Origin of the sequence: Mycolicibacterium psychrotolerans (assembly GCF_010729305.1) — a bacterium.
In the GTDB taxonomy this organism is placed as follows: Bacteria; Actinomycetota; Actinomycetes; order Mycobacteriales; family Mycobacteriaceae; genus Mycobacterium; species Mycobacterium psychrotolerans.
Map to the genome: position 1 here is coordinate 5,165,733 of NZ_AP022574.1, position 18,004 is coordinate 5,183,736.

The following is an 18,004-nucleotide window of genomic DNA, read 5'->3' on the forward strand; positions in this document are numbered from 1 at the left end:
GACTTCTGCTGTGCCTTTTGATGATCGCGAGCTCGGTCACCGCCTGCCAGTCGCCGGGCTCGGCCGTCCCCATCGGGATGACGGTGCACTACCGCGGCGCCGATGCGTCGTCGCTCGACGACCAGTTCGACGCGATGGCGGCGATGGGGATCACCTGGGTGCGTGTCGACGTCGACTGGTCGGTGATCGAACCCGTTCAGAATCAACTGAACTGGACACCTACCGATCAACTCGTCGACCGCGCGCTGGCCCACCGGATGCGGGTGCTGCTCGTGCTCGCCTACAGCCCGTCCTGGACCACAGGCACGGCCGGCGCCAACCGCGCGCGGCCCGACGACCCGGCCGCGTTCGCGAACTTCACCCGCGTCGCCGCGCAGCGTTATGCCGCGCGCGGTGTGCATCACTGGGAGATCTGGAACGAACCCAACACCGGCAAGTTCTGGCCGCCGGCCCCCGATGTCGCCGAGTACGGCCGGCTGTTCCGCGGAGCCTCCGCCGCGGTCCGCGAGGTCGACCCGCGCGCCACCGTGCTGATCGGTGGGCTGTCCCCCACCTACGGCGAGCCCAGCCCCGACGTCGATCCCGCCACCTACCTCGGCCGGCTCTACGACGATGGAGCCGCTCAGATGGCCGATGGAATCGCCGTGCACCCGTACACCTTTCCGTCCCTACCGACCGACCGGACCCAGCGCACCACCGGCGGCTTGCCTGACCTGCCCGCCCTGCACGCGCTGATGACCGAGCGCGGCGACGGCGCCAAGAAGGTGTGGATCACCGAGTACGGCGCGCCGACCGGAACGGGCCCGAGCGCGGTCTCCGAACCCGACCAGGCGGCGACGCTGCTGCAGGCCCGCCGGCAGGTCCACGCCTGGGACTGGGCCGGGCCGTTGATCTACTACGAACTGGTCGACGGCGGAACCGATCCCGCCGAGATCGAGGACAACTTCGGCGTGCTGCGCACCGACAACAGCCTCAAACTCGCCGCGGTCGCGCTGATCGACACCGCGGCCGGTGTGATGGGCGCCGGCTAGAGTTTCAAGATCCTGCGCACCGCGGGTCTGCGGTGCTCGGGAGCCCGCTCCACCAGCCGGTTCATCAGCCCAGAGTCCACCATCGACGTCACCGACAACGCGCGCAGCGCAAGGAGGTAGACGACGATCGCGGCCGGAATGGACGCCACCAAGGAGACCGACCCGCCCCACTGCACGGTGATCAGGTACGCGACCGCGGCTTGCGCCAGTGCGGCCACGGTGAGCGCGGCGAGCACACGGTACGGCGGCCGGAATGCCAGACGCCTTGTGACGTACCAGGTTTCGACGAGAACGACCAGCACCTGCGCGATACCGCGGGACCAGGCGGCGCCCATCAGCCCGTACCGCGGGATCAGCAGGAAGCCCAGCACGACGGTGATCGCCAGCCCGGCGGCGTTCGAGATCACCAGCAGGCCGGTCTTGCCCGTGCTGTAGAGCAGGTACAGGGTGGTGACGCCGAGGCTGCTGATGGCCGCGGCGACCAGCAGCACCGAGGCCGCCGGCACCGCGTCGGCGAACTCGGCGCCGAACAGCGCGGGAATCAGCACCGGCGCCACAGCGGCCAGCCCCAGGCACAGCGGCACGATCACCATCGCGATCAACGCCGTCGTCGTCCGGTACAGCCGCAGCATGTGCTCCTCGGCGCCCATGCCGTGCTGCTCGCTGAACCGTGGCAGCAGAGCCGAAAGCAGCAGCGGCGGAAGCTGGACCGCCATCTCGGCCACCGTCACCGCAGCCGCGAACAATCCGACGGCGGTGAGGCCCGTGTAGTGCTCGAGGAACACCACCTGGGTGCGGCCGAACACCAGGCTTCCGATGACGCCCACCGCCCAGCTGCCCAACGCGAACTTCACGACCTCGCGCCGCAGCCCCGACCCGACGCGTGGTTTCTTGCGAAGCAGCCGGAACACCCGGCTCGCCGGCAGGAGGTTGGCGGCGATGTAGCCGGCGAGCGCCCCGGGTATCCCGAACAGCCACGCGCCCAGCGCCATCGTCGACACCTTCAGCAGTGCCGAGACGGCCGACAGTTTGGCCACTTCGCCGAAGTGCTGTTCGCCGCGCAGATAGAACAGGTAGAGATCGCCGAGCCTCCACGACACGAACCAGATCGCGGCGACGGTGATGACCACCTCGGGTGAGGTACCCGACAGTGCCCCTTGGCCGGGCCCACACAGGTAGCCGACCAGCACCACGCCGACGACGGTCATCGCGGTCATCGAGAACCGCGTGGTCGCGCCAATCAGCCCCTCGGCCTCGTCATCGCGGCCCTCGGCGCGCAGGTTCGGGATGAACCGCTGCTGCACCACGTCGATCCCGACCGCGGCAATGGTCGCCGCGACCGTCACGCACCACACGACGTAGGCGAACGCACCCAGCCGCTCCGGGCCCAGCAGCCGCGCGACGATGGCGTTGCCGACGAACCCCGCCAGCGCGACCGCCGCACCGGACGCGAAGCCCAGCAACGTGTTCCGGGCGAAGCTGGGAGACATCAGGCCGCCCGCCGGCGACGCAGCCGCAGCAGCGACTTGGCCGCGCTGGCCCACGCCAGCGCGCCGGGCCGGCCGTACCGCACCCCAGCCCCGATCGACGTCAGGACGCCGCGCAGCGATCCCGCCCCCAGCGCCGACCCGACCGCCGAGGTCAACATGTAATCACCCCGCACCCTGGCCGTTTCGCCGGCGAGTTCGCGCCGCCCCCAGTCGATGTACTCCGCGCTGCGGTCCACCCCCGCCCGCGACACCGACGCCGCCGTCCACACGATGTCGACCAGAGGGTCGGGCAGCTGGATGATCGGCAGCTCCGGGAAGGCCCGCCGCACCTCCATCAGCCACGTCGGGTCGTCGTGGATCGACCCCTCGGCCACCGACATCGGCACCGTCTGCACCACATGCCGGGGGAACACGAGCGTCGAGGTCTGCACCATGTTGAACGCCTGCCGCTCCCGCATCTCGAACAGATACGGGGCGACCGCTTCGTGCGGACCGATGAGTGTGCGCGGCCCGATGACGGGTTCGCCGCCCTCGAGCAGGCGGCGGAAGCGGCACGACATGACCCACTCGTCGCCCGGCGGAGCGGCCGCCAGCTGCCGCTCGAGCTTCTCGGGCAGCCACACGTCGTCGTCGTCGAGCAGCGCGATCACGGTGCCCGAGGCCGTCTCGATGCCGAGGTGCTTGGCCCGGCTCGGACCCACCCGCCCCGGCGTGGTGATCACCCGGACGGCGGCGGACTGGGGCAGGTCCGGCTCCCCCGGCGCGTCGACGACGACGATGACCTCGAGTGGCGGAAGAGTCTGTGCCAGAGCGGATTCCACCGCGCGCCGCAGACTGGGGCGGACGATCGTCGGGATCACCACGCTGACCGCATGTTCAGCCGTCATGCCGGCGCCTGCGCGACCGGTCTGCTGTACCGGGACAGGATCAGCATCGCGAAGATCATGCCGCTGATCGGGAAGAGTTGCAGGTTCGGCAGCACAGCCCACACCGCCTCGGTGGACGCGGCGACGAAAAAAGCACCCAGGTAACCGAACAACGCGATCTGCTGGTTCACGGCCGGCAATGAACGGGCGGCCAGGATCGCGAGCACGATCACCGGCGCCAGCACCGCCACCCCGATCACCCCGGACTTCACCAGCGTGTCGATGATCAGATTGTGGCCGGTGCCCACGAACGCCCACGCGGCGTCGTTGGCGTTCGACCGCGCATCGATGAGGAACCAGTTGACCCCTAAGCCGACCAGTGGGGAGCGCTGCCACGCGGCGAGGCTCGCCACCCATATCGCGGCCCGCTCGGTGAACGCTTGCGGATCCCAGGGCAGGAAGGGCATGACGGCCATCGTCGTCGCGGTGACGCCGGCGAACACCGTTCCGGCGAACCGCACGTTGACCATCGACCGGATACGGCAGGCCGACCACCACAGCAGCACCAGCGCGGTCGCGATCACCGCGGTCCGCGACGCCGACGCGAGGACCGTGCTGAACAGGACGGCGCCGCAGAACAGCTGCCATCGCCGCCCGGGGATCAACGGCACCAGCGAAAACGCCACCGCGCAATACATTCCGAGCACGTTGCCGTGCCCGAACGGGCCGGCCAGCTCCCAGCCGCCGATGATGGCCTTCTCCGAGACGATGTTGTACATCATGTACTCCGGCGCGATCAGCCCGCCGATCAACGAGTACACCCCGATGCCGGTGACCAGGATCGGCAGCCATTTCAGCGCGTCGATCGAGGCCCCGGTCTTCCACAGCGCGACGACGAACAGATTCGCCAGCAGGATCTTCGGAAAGTCAGCGGTCGGCGGCAGCGACGGGCTGAGGACGTAGGGCATGTCGACGGCGAGCAGCAGGATCAGCAGGCCGGTGATGGCGCGGTCCGGACGGCCGCGGGTCAGCAGCACCACGGCCGACGTGTAGGCCAGTAGCACCGCCGATCCGGCCAGGCGGGCGAGGTGGGCCAGCGGCACCTCCGAGGAGCCCGCCGAATCCTCCAGCGGCGGCAGGTCCGGCGAATGCTTGACGATGACGTAGTTGATCGCCTCGGGAACGACGACGAGGGCGATCGCCAGGATGATCAACCATGCCAGCGCGTGCCGTTCCAGACGCGGGAAGCGCACCCCGGCGTTCGGAGCCAGGCCCGTCGGGGCCGGCGCGAACACGGTGTAGCGCATGACCTCGCCCGGTTATCTCTGGTGCGCGCCGAGGCGCTGCGCGCGCCCGCCCCGGGCGGCCTTGCCGGCGGGTGCCATCACGACTGCCCCGACCAGTGGCGCACCCGCCCTCTTCAACGTGGCGACGGTGGCCGCGAGCTGCTTGCGGGCGCTGTGTCCGTACCGCACGACGAGCAACACGCCCTGCACCGAGGCGCTGAGGATCGTTGCGTCCTTGACCGTCAGGGGCGGCGAATCGAGCACGACGTAGTCGAAGTGACTGCTCAACGCCTCGAGGAGATTTCGCAACCTCTGAGTGCCGAGGATCTCCGCGGGGTTGGCCGGGACCTCCCCGGCGGCGAGCGCCGAGACGCCCGCGTACCGCGTCTGCTGCAGCGCCGCGGACAGCTCCACGCCGCCGGCCAGGACGGTGGACACGCCCGCCTCTCCCGGGAGGTCCAGGCACGACGCGACCCGGGGCCGGCGCAGGTCGGTGTCGACGACGACCACCGAGTGATCGGCCTCGGCCAGCGCGAGGGCGAGGTTGACCGCGGTGGTGGTCCGTCCGTCGCCGGCCACCGAACTTGCGACCAGCAGCACCCGGGGCCCGGGCTCGACTTCCAGCGACTGCAGGTTGGTCCGCAACTCGCGGAAGGCGTCGGCGACCGTCGCGTCGTCACGCCCGAAGGCGAGCACCGGTCCGTCGCCGTGGCCGGCCTCGACCGGGATGTCGCCGACCACGCCGACGCCCGTGGCGCTCTCCACCATCTCCGGCCGCCTGACCGTCGGGTCCAGACGGTCCCGGACCAGCGCGGCGAGCACACCCAGCAGCAGCCCGACCACGGCCGCGACACCCACCGTGCGCGCCTTCTTCGGCGACACCGGATCCTCGGGGACGCCGGCGCGCTGCTGGACGACGATCTGCGCGTTCGGCCGGGCGCCCAGATCCGGGGTCTCCAGCGCGGCGGCCATGACGACGAACTCGTCGGACAGCGTGTTGGCGATGTCGCGGGCCCGCGTCGGCGACGAGTCCTGCACCGTGACGTCGATCAGCACGGTGTCCGTCGGGGCGACGGCGGTGACCTCGGCCTGCAACTCGGCGGCGGTCATGTCGAGGCCGAGTTTGTCGATCGTGCGCTGCGCCAGCAGGGCGCCCTGCAGGAGCTCGGTGTAGGACAGCACGCGACGCTGGGCGAACAGCCCGCCGTCGTTGGTCTGCGTGTTGGTGCCGTCAGAAGTGGTCGACACGAACAACCGCGTCGTTGCCTGATATTGCGGCGCGGCGAGCAACAGATAAGCGACCGCGCCGAGCACGGCGATGGCCAAAACACCGCAAATGATTTTCCAGCGGGTCCGCAGAATCCGCGTGAAGTCCTGGAACGTCAATGGCGACCTTTCAACGCAGCGACCTTTTCCCTGTGCGCACCCTCACGCGTCACCCGAGCACACCGGTGCGCTCACGCTATCTCAGTTCCCCTGCCTCCGACGGTGATACGCCGGACCCACTCGACCCCGAATTCATCGGAGAACAGTGACGTAACGGCCGATCGATATCCCGTCCACCCTGCTGGTACGCCGGTATAGTCCTACCACTGTTGCCATTCCGGAGCTCGATTGCGGGAAAGTAGAAACGCGTGCGACGACGATCGACTTCCTCCACTGCGGCGCAATTGTCGCTGTGCGTCACCGCTTTCGTCGAGGTGCTGGAAACAATCGACACCGACGGAGATCGATGATGGCCCGTCGGCCGCTGCGGGCAATCCTGCTGTCGGTGGCAATGTTCCTCACCCCAGCAATAGCGTCTGCACCGGTGATCGCCGTGGGACATGCCCAACCCAGCAACGCCGCTGACCAAGCCGCCGCAGTCACGCTGGCGTGGCGGACGCTCGGGGTGAACGACAGCCTCTACCTTGGTCCGGACAGTCCCACCAGCGTCACCGTGCCCGGCCCCGCCGGGCTGACGGCCTCGCGCCTGCAGGGGACCATCCAAGCGCCGACGAACGTCGACTCCGGTTTCCTCGAGATCACCGACGCCAACGGGACATTGCTCACCAGCATCCCGCTCCCGCCGGCAGCCACCGCGCCGCCGCAGACTCCCCTCGACGTGGACATCTCCGCCGCGCCGGCCCGATCCTCGTCGGTCACGCTGACCTTCACACTTCGTGCCACCGACAATCGCGACGGCTTCTGCGGACCTCTCCAGCAGCTCGCCCTCAGCGGCCTGTCAACGATTTTCACCGGCGTCGAAGCGCCCGCCAACACCGTCGCCACCTTCTTCCCCCCGGTGCTCGAGCGGGTCAGCATCTACACCCCCACCGATGCAGGCACCGCCGAACAACAGTCGGTGCTGTCGCTGGTCTCGACGTTGACGCGGCTGTACAACTCGCAGCCGTTGGCCGTCGACGTCGTCACCCAACCCCGCGGCGCGACGCCGCCGCCCGCCGGGCAGTTCGCCCGCACCGTCGTCGTCGAGGCCGGCGGCCGGGCCGGTCTGACCGTGGAGGCTCCCGGAAGCCCGGACGCCCGCCTGCGGGTGAGCGGCAACGGCGACGAACTGACCACGCAGGTCGGTCTGCTCGTCAACCAGCTGCAGACGCTCGTGCAGACACCATCGGCTCGCATCGATCAGGCCGGCGCCACCCCCACCCTCAGCGGCGACACCTTCACGTTCGATCAGCTCAAGATGGCCGGCAAGACAGACGTTCTGCGCACCGGCACCGTCACCGTGCGGGTGGACCGCTCGGCATTGGGCATCGGCCGCGTCGACGCGGTGAGCGTGCACCTGCTCGCCGACTACACACCGGTGCCGACCGACGACGCGGCCAGCATCGTCATCCGGTCCAACGACCGGGTGCTGTACCGGGCCGCGCTCAACGACAGTGGCCGCCTCGACGCGACGTTCAACGTGCAGGGCAAGGCGCTGACGCAGTACCTCGGTCTCGACATGGCGCTGACCTACACCCCCCACCAGACCTGCGGACCGCTGATCGCCCCCATCACCTTCCAGGTCGATCCGACGTCGACGCTGACGTTGCGGCGCGGCGGCACACCGACGGGCGGATTCTCCTCTCTTCCTTCGGAATTCAGCCCCAGCTTCATGGTCGCGATGGACGGCAGCAGCCCCGGCCAGCTGGTCTACGCCGCCCGCATCATCAACGCCATCGCGCGGCTGACCAGTCAGCAGCTGACACCCCAGGTGGTCGACGTGCGGACCGCGGCCGATTCGCGCTCGGGTGCGCTGATCGTCGCGAGGTCCGCCGCCATCGCCGACACCACCCTCGATCCGCCCGTCGGCGGCGACGCCGCGACCGTCGACATCGGCCTGCCGACCGAGCTGCGCGCCGACATCGCCGACGGTCTCGGGTCCGTGCAGGCCTTCGCCGACTCAGCCCGCGGACGCACCGTCGTGCTGATCACCACCACCGACGACTGGCGGTTGGTCGACCCGCTGCTCGACTACATCGACCGTCAGCAGGGCGGGTGGTCGGCGCTCAGCGGTGACGTGCTCGCCGCCGGGGCGGCAGGCGTCCCGACGAACGTCTCGGTGCGGGCGGGAGACGTCCAGGCCGCTGCCGAAGCTCCGGCCGCGGTTGCGCAGAAGTCGTGGGTCCCACTCGCGGTCGCGGCGGCCGCGATCCTGGCCGTCGTCCTGGTCGCGGCGGTGCTGCTGTCGCGGCGGCGCGCCACGGCCGCGAAGAAGTAGACCTCCTTCCTGAACGCGGGCGTGACTCAGATCACTGTGCGTTGCCGTAGAACCACGTGTGGGTAATCAGCGATCATCTGACGGGGCTGCATTATGTGCATCGGGGGGATGTCATGGTTACTGCGCTGGATCGTTTTCGTGAATCGTCGTTGCGTCGTCGTCGGCGTGCGGAACGAGCAAACTATCGTCTGGACATTCAAGGGTTGCGAACGCTGGCCGTTCTGGCCGTGTTCGCCACCCACCTCATCGGCTGGCCGCGCGGTGGTTTCGTCGGCATCGACGTCTTCTTCGTGATCTCCGGGTTCTTCGTCACCGACATGCTGCTGCGCGCCGCCGGACCCACCGGGGCGGTGTCGCCGGGCCGTTTCTGGCTCGACCGCGCCCGCCGCATCCTGCCCACCGCGCTCGCCGTGCTGATCGCCACGTACGTCGCGTCGGTGTTCCTGCTGCCCGACCGTGTCCATGACATCGGCGTCGACGCCCTGTTCTCATTGGTCTTCCTCGCCAACTGGCGCTTCGCCGCCCCCGGCATCGAGCCGGGTTCCCCGCTGCTGCACTACTGGCCGTTGTCCATCGAGGAGCAGTTCTACCTCGTGTGGCCGCTGCTCGTCCTCGCGATCACCGCGCTCGTCGTCCGCCGCGCCTGGAGCCGGGGGCGCTGGGTCGGCCTGGTCGCGGCCACCAGCGGCGTACTCACCGCCGCATCGCTGGGCTGGGCCACCTACCAGACCGCGTTCTCTCCGCATGGGGCGTTCTTCGACACCGCCGCCCGTGCCTGGGAACTCGGCGTCGGCGCACTGCTCGCCACCGCGGTCGGCGTCTTCACCCACACGCCAGTCTGGATGCGCCCGTTGCTGTCCTGGGCCGGGGTCGCGCTCATCACGGCAAGCCTGGTCCTCATCTCCCCCGACTCCGGCGGCTTCCCCGTCCCGTGGGCACTGCTGCCGGTCGCCGGCACCGCGCTCGTCATCGCCGCCGGCATCGGCAGCGAACCGATGTTCCAGCCTTTACTACGCAACCAGGCCGCCACCTACCTCGGCGACCTGTCCTACGCCCTCTATCTGGTGCACTGGCCCGTGATCGTCCTTCTCGGCACCGTGATGGACACCAGCGTCTACTTCTACGCCGGCGCGCTGGCCCTGTCCTTCGGCCTGGCGATCGCCTGCCACCACTTCCTGGAAAACCCACTGCGACACGGAAGTTGGAGCGCGGTCCGGCAAGCCCGCGAGGACATGAGACACGGCTTGTTCCATGTGGAGCGATCCACCAAGGTCGCCGCCGTCGCCGCACTGATTCTGATCACGCTGTCCGTCATCACCTTCGCCGCACGCCCCGACCGCTACCAGCAGACCCACCCCGCCGCGCCGTGCTGCGGCCACATTGAGTAACGACCTGGCCAGCCTACTGAAACGACTGGCCGACAACACATCCGGCAGCTACGCCGACTAGCGACGTCCACGTCACCCGAAACACGTTCCGGCGCGCAGGATCTTGGCCCGGTACATCGCGGCGTCCGCGTCGCGCAGAATGTCCTCGACGTTGCGCTGGTCCTCTGCCGACAGCTCGGTGACTCCGATGCTGACGCTGACCCTGCGAAGCCTGCTAGCGACATAGATCGGTTCCGCGAACTCGCCGTGCATGCGCGCGGCGAGGGCTTCCAGCGCCGGGCGGTCCAAGAACCCGTACAGCAACACCACGAATTCGTCGCCGCTGAGGCGGCCGACGAAATCGCCGTCGCGCACGCTGTTGCGCAGTCGTCGCGCGGTTTCCCGGAGCGCCCTGTCGCCGGCATGATGCCCCAGATCGTCGTTGATCGCCTTGAGATTGTCGAGATCGACGAACAGCACCGCCGCCAGGGGCTGGACACCCGTCGTCGCGGCCCTCGCGAGCCTCGCCTCGATCTGGGCGCGGTTAGGTAACCCTGTCAGCGGATCGTGGTGGGCCTGATAGGCGAGGTGGGCTCTGGCGTTGTGCTCGGCGGTGATGTCGGCGAACGAAACGAGCAGGGCGGAGTTTTCCGCGTCATCCGGGTCCAGCAGACCGCAGTTGACCGACAGCCACGCTTGTGTGCCGTCCGCCCTTTCGACGCCGACGACCATGTTCTCCAGCGGGGCGTTGGCGAACATCAGCTTGACGGAGCCCAGTTCGTTGTCGCCGATCTTGACGCCTCGGCGATTGAAGACGGGGAATGTGAGCGCGCCAGTTTCGTAGTCGGCAACCAGATCGTCTGTGCCCAAACGCAGTATTCGACGGGCCGCCGGGTTGATCGATTGGGGTTTCCCGTGACGGTCGAGGACGACGACTCCGTCATGCAAGGACCGCACGACGGACTCGAAGTGAATCTCCGCTCGCCGCTGCGCTGTGTAATCCGAACACAGCACCACGTAACCGTCGCCCATCGCCGTGACCGACAGCCGGACGTTGACCGCAGAGCCGTCCGCCGCGCGGTGCGTGGCGAGCACGACCCCGCCGCCGGCGACGATGCCGGCCAGGTCGACGTCGCCGTCGACGGCTTCGGTGAGCGGCAAGCCGAGAGCGCGCTCGACCGGGCGGCGGTAGACCGCCGCCGCGGCCGCATTCCAGCTGGTGACGGTGCCGTCTGCCGTCGTGGCGATGATCGCGTCACTGACATGGTTCACCAACGCCGCCTGGTAGCGCAGCGTTGCCTCGGCAGCCTTCTGCGCGGTCAGGTCGCGGAAGATGACCTGGTAGGCGGGTTCGCCGTCCCAGGTGGTCAACACCGATACCGCCTCGACCTCCAGCGGGCTGCCGTCGAGGCGACGCAGGATGGCTTCGGAGGCCGGCGAGCTGTCACCTTCGCGGGACAGCGCGAGGATCCGTGTCAGCATCGAATCGATCCAGTGGGGCTGAACGAAATCGGTGATCGGACGCCCCACCAATTGCTCGGCGCTGTGTGCGCCGAAACCCCGGACGCCCGCGGGATTGACGTAGACCACCCGACCATCGGAATGCACGCACATCGGGTCAGGGCTGAGATCGACAAGCCGACGGTAACGCTCCTCCGCCGTATCGACGTGGCGTCCGGAGTTGCCCCCTGTGCTCGATTCCGGCGTTGTACTCACCCTCCCCGTGACAAATGATTTGCTGCCCAATCATATTCAGCAAATCTGACACTTCACTGCCACAAACGCCCTGACCACAGTATGGGCGCGACCTGGCGTTCGGGCTAGTGATTCCCTGCTATTTGGGTGTTAATCGAGCGAGAGGCCCGCGGGGGCAACGCGACGACGAAGGGACATCACATGACTACAGCGCACATGGGCATCGCGGGAATCGGGGCTGTCACCGGCTACGGCTGGGGGAAGGACACGTTGTGGAACGGGCTGGCGAGTGGGAAACCGGCCGCGACGCTGTATCCGGGTTTCGGGCCCGGCGAGAACGACGACGCCTGGCTGGCCCGGATCCGCGACGAGGGCGACCCCCGCGACGGTCTGAGCCGCTTCGGCCAGGCGCTGCGCGCCGCGGCACGCGAAGCCATCACCGACGCCCGCCGACGCGGTTGGACACCCGGACCGCGGGTGGGCCTGCTGCACGCGGTCGTGATCGCCGAGGTCGAGGGCTGGCGCAACTTCTATCTGAAGGACCACGCCAACCGGCGCGTCCGCGACTACCTGACGTTGATGCCGTCCACCCCGGTGTCGATGTTGATGCGGGAGTACGGGTTTCACGGCCCGGCGATGAACGTCTCGGCGATGTGCGCGTCGGGGAACGCCGCGCTCATCACCGCCAAGATGTGGCTGGACACAGGCATGGTCGACGACGTCGTGTTCGTCTCCACCGACCTGTCCCTGACCCCGGAGAACGTCGAGCACTTCGTCCGGCTCGGCGTCGGTGTCGTCGACACCGATCCGCTGGATGCGTGCCGTCCGTTCCAGCAGGGCAGTCGTGGGTTCCCGGCCGGCGAGGCCGCCGTGGGCTTCGTGCTGTCCCGACGAAGCGACGCGCCCTACGTGCACGTGCTCGGCGGGGCGATGACCCACGACGCCTTCCACCTCACCTCGGTGGACCCGTCCCGGACCGAGGTGGACCGCTGCGTGGTGGACGCGCTGGCGTCCTCGGGCGTCGACGCGAGGGATATCGCGTACTTGAACGCGCACGGACCCGGTACCCAGCAGTGCGACACCGTCGAGGCGGCGGTCCTCGACGAGGTCCTCGGCGGCACGCCCCACATCTATTCGGTCAAGCCGCTGACGGGGCACTGCCAGGGCGCCGCGGCCGCCGTGGAGGTCGCCGCGGCGGCGCTGGGCTACGGCCAGAAGCAGGTGCCCGCCCCGCCGACCGTCGCCCCGGGCCATCCCCGACTGCTGGACGGACTGACGCCGATGCGGCCGGGGCTGACCCTGAAGACCTCGTTGGGCATGGGAGGGCACAACGCGGCCGTCGTCCTCGCCCCTGTTGCGTGAGGATGCCTCAGGCGCTCGCCGGTAGGCTGACTCCCGTGCCGCTACCGCCTGATCCCAGTCCTGCTCTGCAGTCCTACGCCCACCCCGAACGGCTGGTCACGGCCGACTGGCTGTCGGGCAACCTCGGCCGGCCGGGCCTGGCCATCGTCGAGTCCGACGAGGACGTGCTGCTCTACGACACCGGCCACATCCCCGGCGCGGTGAAGATCGACTGGCACACCGACCTCAACGACCCGAACGTGCGCGACTACATCACCGGCGAGCAGTTCGCCGACCTGATGAACCGGAAGGGCATCTCCCGCGACGACACCGTGGTCATCTACGGCGACAAGAGCAACTGGTGGGCGGCCTACGCGCTGTGGGTGTTCACGCTGTTCGGCCACCCCGATGTGCGCCTGCTCGACGGCGGCCGCTCGCTGTGGATCAACGACGGCCGCGACACCACGCTCGACGTGCCGAGCAAGCAGACCACCGGCTACCCCGTCGTCGAACGCAACGACGCCCCGATCCGCGCGTTCAAGGACGACGTCCTCGCGGCGCTGGGTAAGGAGCCGCTGATCGACGTCCGCTCCCCGCAGGAGTACACCGGCGAGCGCACCCACATGCCGGACTACCCCGAAGAGGGCGCGCTGCGCGGCGGCCACATCCCGACCGCGGTGTCCGTGCCGTGGGCCAAGGCCGCGCAGGACAACGGAAAGTTCCGCAGCCGCGTCGAACTCGACGAGCTGTACGGCTTCCTCGAGCCCGACAAGAACACCATCGCGTACTGCCGCATCGGGGAACGGTCCAGCCACACCTGGTTCGTGCTGACCTATCTGCTCGGCCGCGAGAACGTGCGCAACTACGACGGCTCGTGGACCGAGTGGGGCAACGCGGTGCGGGTTCCCGTCGCTGTCGGGGAAGAGCCGGGCGAGGCGCCGTGAGTATGCCCGCGGCGTTGGCCGAGGTGGTCTCCGACTTTCAGGACGTCGAAGGCCAAGACAAGCTGGCGATGCTGCTGGAGTTCGCCAACGAGTTACCCGCATTGCCGTCGACCCTGGAGGAGGCGGCGATGGAACCGGTACCCGAGTGCCAGTCCCCGCTGTTCCTGTACGTCGACGCCGGCGACCGCTCGAACGTGCGGCTGTACTTCAGCGCACCGGCCGAGGCCCCGACCACCCGCGGGTTCGCCGCGATCCTGGCGGCCGGCCTGGACAGGCAGTCGGCTGAGGACATCCTCGCCGTGCCCGACGACTTCTACACCTCGCTCGGGCTGGGCGCGCTCATCAGCCCGCTACGGCTGCGCGGCATGTCGGCGATGCTGACCCGGATCAAGCGGCGGCTTCGGGGCTGAGCACGGCCCCGCGAGGTCGGTGAGCTCCTCGCCATCCACGCCGGCCGAAATCACGCCGAGCGGTGTGTGCTTTGCCGGAACAGCATCCCGTGAACCATGAATCCCAGTGAGCCGTCGCGCTCCCGATGTGACACCAAAAGTGCTATGGCTCAGATAATTTGAGGCGATCCAGTGGACTGCAGATGAGCCGAGGAGCCGTGCTGGGCTGCGCTGAAATCCGTTAGCCATTGGCCGGCTGCGCGGGCGTTCGCTCATTGTGGCGTCAGGCTCTGATGTTTGCCTGACGTAGACATGAACCGCAGCGGGCCGTGCCCAGCTCACCACGGTGGTCGCTGGACTTCTGTACGCCGGTACGGCGACGGCGGTCGGTGTCGCTGTGGTCGATCTGTTCGTCGTGGGCGCTAGCGGCGTGGTAGCGACGATCGACAGGCCTCTGGGATAGCCCGGATGTTTGGGATCTACCGCTGGTGAGGCCCGATACCCGACGCGGGCGATTGTAAGGGCGTCCGCGCCGGGCGGGGCATTGCGATGGTGAGGTTCCCCGCGGAGCTCACTCGTGATCGCCGGAGTCGGTGCCATTGCTGGTCGACTGCGCGCCGGTGCTGCGACCGTTGGTCGGTTGATCCGATGCGGTGGGTGGCCGCTGCGCCCAGGCCGATCGCAGTAACTCCCTGGGCCTCAGCGCCTCCGCCACACGGCGAACCGGCTGGAGCGGTTTGACTCGCGGCTCAACCGCACCGCTTTCCGCCAGACGAATCCGGGCGTTGCGGGAACCCCCAGGCGAGACTGCATCGTGGAGTGCCGCGTCTTCCACGTCGTCCTGATCATTCTGTAGGGCGACATGATTCGTCGTGGGAAGTTCGAAAGCACGGGAGGAACTCGGACCGGCCTGTGGGATGTCACCGAAAAGTCGCGCCGACTGAACCGCTCCCTGGGCGACGGCCTCAGCGTCTGAGACCCAGCGCGTCGGCGGCGGGACGAGCCGGAACGGCACCGGCTCGGACGGGAACGAACCAGGGACTGTCGAATCGGGCCGCTGGTAACCGGTTTCGATGATCGCTCGCAGGAACGGGTCAAGTGCGGTCACCGTCTGCGGGCTGACGCCTAACTGCAACAGCGGCATCGTGAGCGGCAGTTGACCAACCGGTGCCGGAATCAGCTTGTCGGTCACCAATCCGTCGGCGCTCGTCGTCACGATCGCAGTGGGGTCATCCGGATCGACTTCCCTGTAATAGCCGGAGTGCAGGAACACGAATCCGAGAGCAGCATTGGCGTCCGCGGCGAGATTGAGAACGAAATCCGGGGAGTCTGAGATGCCGTCGTACATCTTCGAGATCTGCAGCACCTTCGTCCTTTCGGGTGTGGCGCCTTCGCCGAACGTCACCCCGACCATGGGCACGTAGACCCCCGGTGGCAGCCGCGTCAAGATTCCGCCGCTGTTGCGGCGCGGGCTGCTGGCCAACACGAACTCGATGTTGTCCGTCGAAAAGTCCGGATCGCTTTCGAGTTCGGCCAGCGCACTCGAGACCGTGCCGGCGCCCTGCGAATACCCGACGACATAGATGGCTCCGGTTGGATCGTCGGCTCGAGCTTGACGCACAGCCCTCACGATCTTGGCAGCCGCATCCGCCTCCGACTCGTCATACGTGGGGTCGGCCAGCCCGGTCGCCAGCCCGAGGCTGCGGGGATAGTCGACGAAGACAGGAACCGTACCGTCGCCGACATAGCGGCCTTGGAAGCTGTCGGCCATGCGGAGAAACGGCTCACCGTCTTCGGCACCGACGATGGGTTTGGTGCCGTCGACGAAGATGCTCGCCGACAGCAGATGCACCGGCAGCGGCGAAGGGGCGACTGTATGGCCGATTCCCAAGAACACGGCAGCCTCCATCGCTAACCCTGTGGTCACGAAAGGTCCCCACCTCTTCATGCTTGCGGTTTGCACATCCACCCCCAACTAGTTCGCCGATAACCTCTTCAGCGAACGACTACCCAGGCTGCCAAAGCGCGAATCACCACCGGTCAAACTTCTCCACGTCCGCTGCTCAGTGCGCATATGGCCTCCCATTCCACGCAATCTCGATAGTCCCCATCAACAATCCGTCGACCACATCCAAGCAATATTGACACCGTTGCTGAATTGATCCCGCCTCGCCGTGCCCGACGACTTCTACACCTCTCTCGGGGTTGGGCGCCCTGATCAGCCCGCTGCGGCTGCGCGGGATGTCGGTGATGCTGACCCGGATCAAGCGCCGGCCCCAGGGCTGAGCCCGTCTCGTAATCGCACGCGGTTGTTGCGATCAAGAACTATTCTTGACGCCTCAGCCTGAGGGAGTGTGCGGTGACATCGGGTGCATCGTCGACCGGCAAGCAGCCGCAGAGTCAGACCGCTGACGAGCCACGTTATTTCTCCGAGGCCGACAATGTGCGGGGGATGACGCGGCTGACGGATGTCATTCAACAGTTGTCGCTGGCGCGCACGATGCACGAGGTGCAGCGAGCGGTCGCCGCGACCGCCCGGGAGGTCATCGGCTGCGACGGGGCCACGTTCGTCCTCCGTGACCACGGCATGTGCTTCTATGCCGATGAAGATTCGATCGCGCCGCTGTGGAAGGGCAGACGCTTCCCGATGGAAGCTTGCGTCAGCGGATGGGTCATGCTGCACAAGCAGCCCGCGGTGATTCCCGACATCTACCGCGACGAGCGCATTCCCGGCGATGCGTACCGTCCGACCTTCGTCAAGAGTTTGGTCATGGTCCCCATCCGTCGACAGGAGCCCATCGGCGCCATCGGGTGTTACTGGGCTCAGCAGCGCCAGCCCGCGGAGCACGAGGTGGCACTCTTGCAGGCACTTGCCGACGTGACCTCGGTGGCGGTGGAAAGCGTCCAGCTGCATGCTGTACTGGAGCAGAAGGTCGGCGACCGGTCCGATGTGCTCGACCGTCCGATGCAGTCCGGCGCGGCCCCGGCCGGCGTCGACACCACCTTCGCGGCGGCGTTCGCGAACGCACCGATCGGCATGGCGGTCATCGGCCTGGACGGAAGTTTCCAGCAAGTCAACCGGGAGTTCTGCCGCATCACCGGCTACAGCGCAGAGGCCTTGACGCAGTTGACGTTTCAGGACATCACCCATGCGGATGATCTCGACATCGACCTGGCCGAGGCGTCGCGTCTGCTGGCCGGGGAAATCGCCAGCTATCAGATGGACAAGCGGTACTACTCCAGAGACGGACACGTCGTGTGGGTCCGGCTCTCCGTCTTCCTGGTGCACGACGACGCAGGTGAGCCCTTGTCGTTCATCTCCCACATCGAAGACATCTCGGCGCGCCGGCGCGATGAGGAACTGCTGCGACGGCAGGCAACGCTCGACGCCCTCACCGGTGTCTACAACCGCAGCAGGTTCGACGAGGAGCTCCGCAGATACGCCGCGGTCGCCGCTCGGCACTCGACCGCCGACGAGGCGGCCGTGTTCATGATCGACCTCGACGGACTCAAGCAGATCAACGATCAGCGCGGCCACACCGCCGGCGACGCCTATCTCAAGACCGTGGCCGACGTCATCAGTCGCCGGTTACGCCTGTCTGATGTCGTCGGCCGAATCGGCGGCGACGAGTTCGCCGTGTTGCTGCCCCACACCACGGTGGCGCAGGCACAACAACTGGCCCAGACGTTGGTGGAGCAAGTCGAGACGCTGTCCCCGGGCGGCATCTGCATCGGTATCGCGACGATCACTCCAGACACCATCGACGGCGCACTCGAGCGGGCCGACCGGGCGATGTACCGCGCCAAACGGCACGGCGGAAGCCATTGGTGCGGCCCCGATGCCGACCCCGCAGAATCATCGACCGCGGGCCGAGCCGCCGGGTAGCAAGGG

Annotated in this window: 12 protein-coding genes and 3 pseudogenes; 9 read left to right on the top strand and 6 right to left on the bottom strand. The window is 68.0% G+C overall.

The window, feature by feature from the left end:
- Positions 1-20 precede the first annotated feature (20 nt).
- Complete coding sequence (locus tag G6N45_RS24985) at positions 21-1,031, top strand: cellulase family glycosylhydrolase (protein ID WP_163726203.1); 1,011 nt, start codon at positions 21-23, stop codon at positions 1,029-1,031.
- Here G6N45_RS24985 and G6N45_RS24990 read toward each other — a convergent pair.
- Genes G6N45_RS24990 through G6N45_RS25005 form a run of 4 tightly spaced genes read right to left on the bottom strand, consistent with a single transcriptional unit; the run spans position 1,028 to position 6,059 of the window.
- The gene (locus G6N45_RS24990) at positions 1,028-2,521 is read right to left on the bottom strand and encodes an oligosaccharide flippase family protein (RefSeq protein ID WP_163726206.1); all 1,494 of its coding nucleotides are present in this window, start codon (positions 2,519-2,521) and stop codon (positions 1,028-1,030) included. The two genes, G6N45_RS24985 and G6N45_RS24990, sit on opposite strands and share 4 nt — an antisense overlap.
- Entirely contained in the window at positions 2,521-3,408 is an 888-nt protein-coding gene (locus G6N45_RS24995) for a glycosyltransferase family 2 protein (RefSeq protein ID WP_163726209.1), read from the bottom strand. Before G6N45_RS24995 ends, G6N45_RS24990 begins: the two co-directional genes overlap by 1 nt.
- Complete coding sequence (locus G6N45_RS28260; protein ID WP_163726212.1) at positions 3,405-4,694, bottom strand: O-antigen ligase family protein; 1,290 nt, start codon at positions 4,692-4,694, stop codon at positions 3,405-3,407. The genes G6N45_RS24995 and G6N45_RS28260 overlap by 4 nt, the downstream gene beginning before the upstream one ends.
- A gap of 12 nt (positions 4,695-4,706) precedes the next feature.
- Entirely contained in the window at positions 4,707-6,059 is a 1,353-nt protein-coding gene (locus tag G6N45_RS25005; protein WP_163726215.1) for a tyrosine-protein kinase domain-containing protein, read from the bottom strand.
- A 349-nt stretch (positions 6,060-6,408) separates the two neighbouring features.
- On the opposite strand from G6N45_RS25005, the gene G6N45_RS25010 reads away from it, so the two are divergent.
- Together G6N45_RS25010 and G6N45_RS25015 are read left to right on the top strand one after the other, a co-directional pair.
- Complete coding sequence (locus tag G6N45_RS25010) at positions 6,409-8,376, top strand: hypothetical protein (protein WP_197746854.1); 1,968 nt, start codon at positions 6,409-6,411, stop codon at positions 8,374-8,376.
- A gap of 203 nt (positions 8,377-8,579) precedes the next feature.
- On the top strand, positions 8,580-9,764 hold the full coding sequence (locus G6N45_RS25015; protein ID WP_246228788.1) for an acyltransferase family protein: 1,185 nt from the start codon (positions 8,580-8,582) through the stop codon (positions 9,762-9,764).
- A gap of 72 nt (positions 9,765-9,836) precedes the next feature.
- On the opposite strand, the gene G6N45_RS25020 is transcribed toward G6N45_RS25015, so the two are convergent.
- Complete coding sequence (locus G6N45_RS25020; protein WP_264060373.1) at positions 9,837-11,459, bottom strand: diguanylate cyclase domain-containing protein; 1,623 nt, start codon at positions 11,457-11,459, stop codon at positions 9,837-9,839.
- A gap of 180 nt (positions 11,460-11,639) precedes the next feature.
- On the opposite strand from G6N45_RS25020, the gene G6N45_RS25025 reads away from it, so the two are divergent.
- Genes G6N45_RS25025 through G6N45_RS25035 form a run of 3 tightly spaced genes read left to right on the top strand, consistent with a single transcriptional unit; the run spans position 11,640 to position 14,133 of the window.
- Positions 11,640-12,800, top strand: a complete 1,161-nt coding sequence (locus tag G6N45_RS25025; protein WP_163726236.1) for a beta-ketoacyl synthase N-terminal-like domain-containing protein — start codon at positions 11,640-11,642, stop codon at positions 12,798-12,800.
- Positions 12,801-12,835: 35 nt separating this feature from the next.
- Complete coding sequence (locus G6N45_RS25030; RefSeq protein WP_163726240.1) at positions 12,836-13,723, top strand: sulfurtransferase; 888 nt, start codon at positions 12,836-12,838, stop codon at positions 13,721-13,723.
- Positions 13,720-14,133: a SufE family protein gene (locus G6N45_RS25035; RefSeq protein WP_163726243.1), complete on the top strand. Its 414-nt coding sequence runs from the start codon at positions 13,720-13,722 to the stop codon at positions 14,131-14,133. The genes G6N45_RS25030 and G6N45_RS25035 overlap by 4 nt, the downstream gene beginning before the upstream one ends.
- Positions 14,134-14,683: 550 nt before the next feature.
- Here the strand turns inward: G6N45_RS25035 and G6N45_RS25040 are convergent.
- Entirely contained in the window at positions 14,684-16,009 is a 1,326-nt protein-coding gene (locus G6N45_RS25040; protein WP_163726245.1) for a PE-PPE domain-containing protein, read from the bottom strand.
- A 271-nt stretch (positions 16,010-16,280) separates the two neighbouring features.
- On the opposite strand from G6N45_RS25040, the pseudogene G6N45_RS25045 reads away from it, so the two are divergent.
- From G6N45_RS25045 to G6N45_RS28440, 3 pseudogenes are all read left to right on the top strand, one after another.
- A pseudogene (locus G6N45_RS25045) lies at positions 16,281-16,398 on the top strand (cysteine desulfuration protein SufE); the annotation flags it as partial.
- Between the two features lie 166 nt (positions 16,399-16,564).
- Positions 16,565-17,071 (top strand): annotated as a pseudogene (locus G6N45_RS28435) (GAF domain-containing protein); the annotation flags it as partial.
- 54 nt (positions 17,072-17,125) lie between these two features.
- Positions 17,126-17,998 (top strand): annotated as a pseudogene (locus tag G6N45_RS28440) (diguanylate cyclase); the annotation flags it as partial.
- Between the last annotated feature and the right edge of the window lie 6 nt (positions 17,999-18,004).